Consider the following 8,348-nt stretch of genomic DNA (forward strand, 5'->3'; position numbering starts at 1 on the left):
CATTAAAGTAGATTTTTAGCCGAACAAATTTGAAAAGTGGTATCCGAAATAATGTGCTTGTTTACAATAATGGAAAGAAGAGAAAAGAAGAGAAACCCATAGAGCAGCAAGGTGCCCAATACACCTCCAATCCCTTGTCCAATAAGGGTTCATAGCTTGTTCAGTTGTTTGCTTTATTGATTTCTATACAGTTCGGAAGAACACGAGATAGAAGAAAGAGAGTGCTAAGGAAAGATGGCTTTTCAGTCTCTTTTTTCATGTTTTTTCCTTATTTCTGTTCCCGTTCAGGGAACATCTATTTAACGTTGTCCGAATATTCAATACAACCCAGAACCGAAAAAAGAGGGCGAAAATGGTGGTTTTGGGGAAGAACTTTATAGCAGAATGGAAGGGAGAGGAAAGAGAGTAAAGTCAAGAGGAACAAGGGTTTGAGGGGGATTTGGGCGGGAACCGACTTTTTGGCAGGGCAATAGTCAGATATCTTTTTCAATCCCTTGTTCAATAGAGATTCAATACGGTTAACCCAGCGTGTATTCAATCTCTATTCAGTTGTTTTCCCAACTCCATTGACGAAGGAGCTTTTGTCAATATTCTGGCTTCTTTTCTCTATTTTCTCCTCTATCTGACTAACGTTAAATATTCTTCTGTATGAGAGTTTTTTTCGGTCCCTTTCCTTCTTTTAGTTGACTTTGTGAAAAGAATAAAGTATAGTCTAAAAGTACTTTGTTCAGAGTACTTTTGTTAAAGTTGTTTGGTAATAACTTATATAACAAATGGAGGAATCACATATGAAATTTACTCAGTTTTTAAAAACGAAAGGTGCAATTGGAGCGATCGTTATGGGGCTTCTTTATTCGATCGCAATGGTAGGCATCTTTTTACCCGGTTATGCAGCAATTCCGGGAAATGTTGATAAATTACCAATTGCTATTGTCAATGATGATATAGGTGAAAATGGTGAAAAGATTGCCGAGCAATTACTAGAAAATTTACCATTTAAGGAAATTAATACAGATTTAACAAATAAACAGGCTTTAAAAGATTTAGAGAAAAACGATTTAGCATTAGTTATACACATCCCAAAGACATTCTCTGCGGATATACAAAAAGGTGAAACATCATCTAGTATCGACTTTACAATTAATGAAGCAGGGTCAACAGCTGTTGCTTCTACTATGAATTCCGTTGTTAATGAAATAAACTATCAGTTAAGCTCACAATTCTCACAACAAACAGCTCAAGGCGTGTTAATGAACTTTAATGTACCTGAAGAGCAATCTGCCGAATTGGCCAAAAAGATTGAAACAGCTTATGTAGAAAACGTAGTTAAAATCAACGAAGTACCTGATGGAATGAATCACCAAAATTTACCGATGTTTTTATCAATGGCTGGTTATGTTGCTGCGATGATCGGGTCAATGCAATTAATAGGAGCATTTAAGGAAAGTCGTGGAAAAGCAAGTAAAAGTCGTTTATTTATGTATGTACAATTAGCTGGACTAATGATTGCTGTAATATCATCATTGGCTGCTGTTGGTATAGTTTATTTAGTAAATGAACCTAGTGGTGACCTATTCTTCGGTGTATTGGGACAACAAATTTTAAACTATATGGTATGTTTTAACTTCACAGGAGTTGTAATCTTTTTACTTGGTGAAGGTGGTATGATTTTGAACTTACCAATTTTATTAGCCCAAACAATAGCTAGTGGTGCCATAGTTACTCGTGAAATGATGTATTTGCCATATGAATGGTTAAGCCACATTTCCCCTATGTATTACTCGGTTCAAGCATACTTGGCAAATCTATATGGAAGTATCAGTCCAAGCCCATATATTTGGTCAATGGTTGCGGTTGGTGCTGTTGCAATGTTAATTAGTATTGTTATTGTTATGTTTATTCATAAACCAATGCCAGTAGAGGGTACAGAGGCACAGGCTAAAACAGAAAATGTAAAGAATGCAACTGAAGTCACAGTTTAATTTTCGGTAAAATAAGGAGATATCTTCTTTGAAGGAGCAATGAGAATGTCCATTCAAATTTTTATATTGAGTAAACTGATGGAGGATAACAATTATCCCTATAAGTTAAAAAAACAGCTTTCAGAGCCCATTCCATTAGATGAACTAGGCGGATTAACAGAAAGTAAACTGTACTATAATTTTGATTCGTTAGCCAAAAAAGGATTAATTGAGGTAGTTGAAATCATAAGAGAAGAACATCGACCAGATAAACAAGTATTTAGGATTACGGATAAAGGTCGTGAAGAATTACCGAAATTTATCTACAAGTTGTTTGAAAATGCGGACGAAATTAAAGATATGGTGGTTGGCTTAGTAAATATTAAGTATGCGGAACGTGATAAGGTCGTACAAATACTAGAAAAAAAATTAAAAAATATTAAAGCAAGATGGGAGAAAGTTATGGGTTTTGATCACGTTCCATTAGACAAAGATTACGAGAAGTTTAGAAAATTTATGGGTGGCTATCTTTCGACTAGAACAGAGCATACAATTAATTGGCTAGAAGAGTTAATTAATCGGATTAAACAGGGAGAAATATAAAAGTATTTGATGTTAACAAGAAATTATATCTCCCTGTTATTTTCTTGGTTTCCATACTATAAAGTTCTTCCCTACTGTTAAATAGTTGGTATACAAACGGCAAAGGAAGTGGGAAGATCAAGCAAACAATATGTGCTCAATTTTGAAACAATCAAAATTCAATAAAAATTCGTGGCTGGATTCAATAGTGATCCAGTCTTTTATCTTTTGTTCCTTATCCCTCCAATCCCTTGTCCAATGAAGGTTCGTTTTTCTCCAATAAGCAAATTCCTAGGATTTCCTATCTGAAGGAAAAAAGTAAGAGATGAGAGTTATAAAAAAAACTTGCATTTTTTCAAGAAATAAGTTTTAATATGTTCATGGATATTATTTATCCATAATGGATAATATACATCTAATAATTAAAAAAAGTGGTGACCAAATTTGCAATTTACGAAGGCTTTTGAACAAGCAGCCTGCATCATTATATTGTTGGCTACGCAAGAATCAGGTGAACCTTTATCGACTGATGAAATAAGTAGTCGTTTAAAAGTGTCTCCATCTTATTTGAAAAAAATTACTAGGAAGTTAGTAGTTAAACAAATTATTACATCCGTTTCGGGAAATAAAGGTGGAATATCACTAGCAAGAAAAACTGAAGACATAAGTATATTAGACATAATTGAAGCGGTTGACGGACCTATTTCAATCTACCCCGATACAGGGTTAATCAATTTAGTATTTAAAGGCGGAAAATATGTGGATAAAGGATCAGACATTATTCGCAATGTCTTTAGAAATGCAGATGAATTACTAAACCAATACTTTTCCAATATTTATGTATCCGATTTGTTAAAAGAAGGCTTTGGTAATTCAGAAATACCTACACTCGACTGGAATAGAACCTCCTTAACTGATTTTTTACAACAAGATAGAGGTGAACAAGAATGAACATGTTTAAAGCTGAATGGAAGAAAGTATTAAATAATAAAATGTTAATACTTATGATGATTGTTATACCGTTCGTTCCGATAATTTATTCAGGCATTATTCTTAGTGCATATTGGGATCCTTTTGGTAACACATCCAATTTACCAGTAGCAGTCATTAATCAGGATGAACCGTCTGAATTGGAAGGAAAAACATTAAATATTGGGGATGAACTTATAACTAATTTAAAAGAAAATGACGATTTAGATTGGCACTTTGTAAGTTCAAATGAGGCAAAGGAAGGTTTTGATGATGGTGACTATTATATGGTCATCACCATACCAAAGGACTTTTCAAAAAGGGCTTCGACGGTACTAGAAGATAACCCAGAAAAAATGAATCTGACTTATGAAGTCAATCCCGGGCGAAACTTTTTCAGTGTAACGATAAGTGAACAAGCAATGAATCGTATCAATCAAGAAATTTCAAATAGTGTAACCAAAGAATATACAAGAGCCATCTTTACACAAGTGAATGAAATTGGCGAAGGATTTGCTGATGCTGCTGAAGGAGCTTCTGAAATAAATGATGGAGCCGGCCAGCTAATTGATGGCAATGTTGAGATAACAGAAAACCTAAACAAACTTGCTTCAAGCACTTTAACTTTAAAAAACGGTGCTGATGCCATACAAGTTGGCGTGGGCGACTTTATAGATGGGGCAAATGAACTTCATTCCGGGGCAACGCACTTAAATGAAGGAATTACCCAATATACGAACGGAATTAGTCAATTAAAAGAAAAAACAACACTTTTAACTGATGAGCAAAATGGGGTTCCTAAACTTGCTACTGGTCAAGAAACGTTAAATAGTGCGTTAAATAACTTAGCCACAGGTAGCCATAACCTAAATAATGGTTTAGTAAAAATGAATGAGCAATTGCCATCTAAAGATGAAATCAATCAGCTTACTCAAGGATTAACAGGTGTACAGCAAGCTGTAAATCAATTGCAAAAAGCTGTTAGTCAATCTGGGGCATCTCCTGAATTGGTAGCACAAGTTAACGCACTTAATGAGGCAGTAAACCAGGTGCAACCTAAAGCCATTGGTGCTATAGATGGTTATACAAATATTAGTCAAGCATTGGCAGGAGATAAAGGACTGATTCAGGGTTCATCGCAGCTTGCTAGTGGAATGGATAATGCGGTAGGTGGAAGTAAAGAATTAACGACAGCTACTGCCAATTTAAACAAACAAATGCCACAATTAGTAGGTGCAATCAATCAGCTTAATTCAAAATCACAAGACTTGAAAGAGGGTTCAGCCGCACTTGTACAGGGAACCGAGACACTTTCAAGCAAATTACCAGATTTAGAAAACGGAGTATCACAACTATCTGAAGGTGCCAACGGGCTAAATGAGGGAGCGGGACAGCTGGCTGAAGGTTCAGCTCAACTAGGTGAAGGGATTGTAACACTGAAAGATGGTACAAATGAGTTATCCAATAAACTTTCTGAAGGTGCAGAAACAGTAGCAAGCATCAATACAACAGATGAAAACTATGACATGCTTGCATCACCAATCTCGCTTAAAGAAGCAAAGACTAACGAAGTGCCAAATTACGGACACGCACTGGCACCTATGTTTATTTCACTAGGACTATATATTGGTGCATTGGCATTTAATTTAATATTCCCGTTGAGTGAAACAGCTACAAGACCAACATCTGGTTTTGCTTGGTGGTTCAGTAAGTTTTCACTTGGATTAGTCCCAGCAGTCGGTGGAGCATTATTACTTGATGCTATCGTTATACTTGGAATGGGATTAGAAGTAGAGAATGTGGGCCAATTTATTTTAATATCCATATTAGGTTCAGTAACGTATATGTTTTTCATGATGTTATTGGTGATTCCATTAGGAAATCCGGGGAGATTTATCGCAATGATTCTCCTTGTTTTACAACTTGCTTCAAGTGGTGGAATGTTCCCAGCAGCCTTGCAAAATGATTTCTTTAATGCTATCAATCCTTATATGCCAATGACATATGTAATCTATGGTCTAAGGGAAGCAATGACTTCTTCTATTGGAAGTGATGCCTTTATCTTGAGTATCGCTGTACTAATAGGTTGCATTATCATTTTTAATTTATTGTTATTCTTTTTCTTGAATTTTAAAAACAAAAGAGATGTGGATTTGGTTCCTGAGAGTTAATTTTTTCTATTCGACAAACAGAATTGGGATATAGGGTTACTATACAATACCGATATTGATAAAAGTGCTGATATTAACCATATCGAATATTTATGGAAAAAACGCTTCTTACTTAACAGACCACCGTTAGAGCAAATAAAACAAAGGTTACGCTTTAAAAATGAGTGGATACGAGAAGAGGATGTTTACTACAATATTTATAACCCTGAATTTACGGTCTGTTTAGAGGATGACGATGAAACTGGGCATCCGGAGTTTTACTCTTACTTAATGACGAATCAAAGTACATCATACGGTATGCTAGAAATAAAATGTTTTGGAACCAAATTATACAGCCAACAATTCGTTATTTTGGATAGTGGGAGATACATTACTATAGTTCCAAAATGGGGATTTATCGGAGATAGTCATTCTCTGGATGGAACATACTCATATAAATATTTTGTAAAAGAAAGTTTGGACTATATTCTCCATGAGTTTCTCCTATCTGATGATCACGAAGCAATATGGGCAAGAGATAGGCTATACAAAGGTATCGTTATTTATGAAAGCGAGATTGAAAAGGAGACATTTGAAGTGTTTCTTCAAAAAAATACACACCTCACACCTTATTAACGATTTAATTGGAATGGAAGAGGACTCATGTGATTGGATTGAGACTGACAATCAGCGTGAAAAAATAGTCAATCAAAGAAGGATAAAAATAGGAAAGTCAGTAAAAAACCTGCTACAACAATATCGAAATCAATAGGAATTATGGATCTTCATTAGTCAATATGGAAATTGTATAGATGTTTATAAATATACAAATTGTCAAGCTGTACTTACCATATTAACGGACAGAATAATTGAATAAGAAAATTTTCTATTGACTTGACAAGTTTCTAACAAATAGATAGAATTATTCTCAATTAATATCTGCATAACGAAGATTTGTTTAAAACATTTCGGAGTATAAGAATAAAGGCTATGATAAGAACGAGTAGCAATCATGTAAACAGACAGAAAGTTACCGGTTGATGAGAGGTGCATGTTGAACGATTGCGAATACATCTTGGAGCTGTGTACCGAACAGGATTTACTTAGTAGGCTACACCGGTTAAGCACCCGTAATCATGTGCTAAGGTATCGTCAAACGACTGTACTTACAAAGATAAGCAATGTGAGTTGCTTATGAATTAAAGGTGGTAACACGAGATGAATCGTCCTTTTGGTTAATCCAAAAGGGCGTTTTTTATTATCCTTTTCTTCTTATAGAACTTGCCATATTAGAAATAATATTTCAAGGAGATGTTAGTATGTTAGTAAAACCTGAAGAACAATTAAAAATTATTATGAAAGGTGTTCAAGAAATAGTAAACGAGGGAGAATTACTGGCTAAATTAGAGAGATCATACCAGTTACAGAATCCGCTTACTATTAAATTAGGGCTTGATCCCTCAGCACCAGATATACACTTAGGTCATGCAGTTGTGTTAAGAAAAATAAAACAGATGCAAGATCTAGGTCATAAAGTTGTAATTATTATCGGTGATTTTACAGGTCGTATTGGGGATCCAACAGGAAAAGCAAAAGGCCGAGTAGCTTTAAGTGACGAACAGGTTAAAGCAAATGCAAAAACATACTTTGAACAAATCTTTAAAGTTATAGATTCGGAAAAAACAACCGTCCGCTTTAACAGTGAATGGCTTTCAAAATTAACATTCGAGGAAGTCATTAAATTAGCAGCAACAACATCAGTTGCAAGAATATTAGAACGTGATGATTTCCAAAACAGATATAAAAATCAAGTACCAATCGGAATTCATGAATTTTTCTACCCACTCATGCAGGCCTATGATTCAGTAGAGATACAAGCAGATATTGAATTAGGGGGTACGGACCAAACCTTTAACATTCTTATGGGCCGCACACTTCAGAAACATTGGGGAATAGAAAAGCAAGTTGCCATGTTTATGCCATTGCTTGAAGGGCTCGATGGTGTAGAGAAAATGAGTAAAAGTCTTGGTAATTATATTGGAGTTAGTGAACCTGCAGAGGTTATGTTTAAAAAGGTGATGGAGGTACCCGATCACCTAATTATTAAATACTTTGAGTTGGCAACGGATGAACATCCAGATGAAATAGAAAACATGAAACAACTCCTTGAAAAAGGGGTAAATCCAAGGGACATTAAACTTAAATTAGCCAACATTATTACGAATTTATATTGGGGCGAAGAAGAAACGAAAAGAGCCACTATCTATTTTGAAACGGCTTTTCGTAAAAAGGAAATCCCAGATGATATTCCAGAAATTTTAATAGAAATTGGTGCAGAAACAATTGAAGCCATCATTCCACAGCTAATTGAAAAAGGACTTGTAAAAAGTAAAAGCGAATTTATTCGTTTAATTAGACAAAATGGTGTTCAACTCAATAAAGAAAAAATAAATGAAGATGATTTAGGCCGTGTATTAATGAATGAAGATGTATTACAAATTGGTAAAAAGCGATTTATACGCTTAATTAAATAAATTAGAAATTTATTTAGAAGTGTTACCTATTACTGAAAACGGCATATTTCATAGCCAAATACAGATGTATCCTTGTTATCTACTGTGTCTCCATCAAAAATTAAGGTTCCTTAAATAAAATAAGCGTTCCTTAAAGAAAATTAATGTTCCCA

Annotated in this window: 6 protein-coding genes and 1 other annotated feature; all 6 genes read left to right on the forward strand. The window is 34.8% G+C overall.

Going from position 1 to position 8,348, the window contains the following annotated elements; translation table 11 throughout:
• Positions 1 to 788 precede the first annotated feature (788 nt).
• The 6 genes from LKW28_RS22470 (at position 789) to tyrS (ending at position 8,196) form a co-directional block, all read left to right on the forward strand.
• Entirely contained in the window at positions 789 to 1,982 is a 1,194-nt protein-coding gene (locus tag LKW28_RS22470) for a YhgE/Pip domain-containing protein (protein ID WP_229142643.1), read from the forward strand.
• Between the two features lie 45 nt (positions 1,983 to 2,027).
• Complete coding sequence (locus LKW28_RS22475) at positions 2,028 to 2,564, forward strand: PadR family transcriptional regulator (protein WP_229142644.1); 537 nt, start codon at positions 2,028 to 2,030, stop codon at positions 2,562 to 2,564.
• Between the two features lie 423 nt (positions 2,565 to 2,987).
• Entirely contained in the window at positions 2,988 to 3,494 is a 507-nt protein-coding gene (locus LKW28_RS22480) for an Rrf2 family transcriptional regulator (protein ID WP_229142645.1), read from the forward strand.
• Complete coding sequence (locus LKW28_RS22485; RefSeq protein WP_229142646.1) at positions 3,491 to 5,683, forward strand: YhgE/Pip domain-containing protein; 2,193 nt, start codon at positions 3,491 to 3,493, stop codon at positions 5,681 to 5,683. The genes LKW28_RS22480 and LKW28_RS22485 overlap by 4 nt, the downstream gene beginning before the upstream one ends.
• A gap of 270 nt (positions 5,684 to 5,953) precedes the next feature.
• Complete coding sequence (locus LKW28_RS22490) at positions 5,954 to 6,298, forward strand: hypothetical protein (RefSeq protein WP_229142647.1); 345 nt, start codon at positions 5,954 to 5,956, stop codon at positions 6,296 to 6,298.
• Positions 6,299 to 6,643: 345 nt separating this feature from the next.
• Positions 6,644 to 6,896: a binding site (T-box leader), on the forward strand.
• Between the two features lie 85 nt (positions 6,897 to 6,981).
• Complete coding sequence (tyrS, locus tag LKW28_RS22495) at positions 6,982 to 8,196, forward strand: tyrosine--tRNA ligase (protein ID WP_229142648.1); 1,215 nt, start codon at positions 6,982 to 6,984, stop codon at positions 8,194 to 8,196.
• The last annotated feature ends 152 nt before the right edge of the window (positions 8,197 to 8,348 follow it).

Origin of the sequence: Bacillus sp. REN16, assembly GCF_020731355.1 — a bacterium.
GTDB lineage: Bacteria > Bacillota > Bacilli > Bacillales > Bacillaceae_L > Ferdinandcohnia.

Excerpts from the sequence above, each read along its gene's own strand:
- LKW28_RS22470 (WP_229142643.1), top strand. The coding sequence starts at position 789 with ATGAAATTTACTCAGTTTTTAAAAACGAAAGGTGCAATTGGAGCGATC.
- LKW28_RS22475 (WP_229142644.1), top strand. The coding sequence starts at position 2,028 with ATGTCCATTCAAATTTTTATATTGAGTAAACTGATGGAGGATAACAAT.
- LKW28_RS22485 (WP_229142646.1), top strand. The coding sequence starts at position 3,491 with ATGAACATGTTTAAAGCTGAATGGAAGAAAGTATTAAATAATAAAATG.
- LKW28_RS22490 (WP_229142647.1), top strand. The coding sequence starts at position 5,954 with ATGACGAATCAAAGTACATCATACGGTATGCTAGAAATAAAATGTTTT.
- tyrS (WP_229142648.1), top strand. The coding sequence starts at position 6,982 with ATGTTAGTAAAACCTGAAGAACAATTAAAAATTATTATGAAAGGTGTT.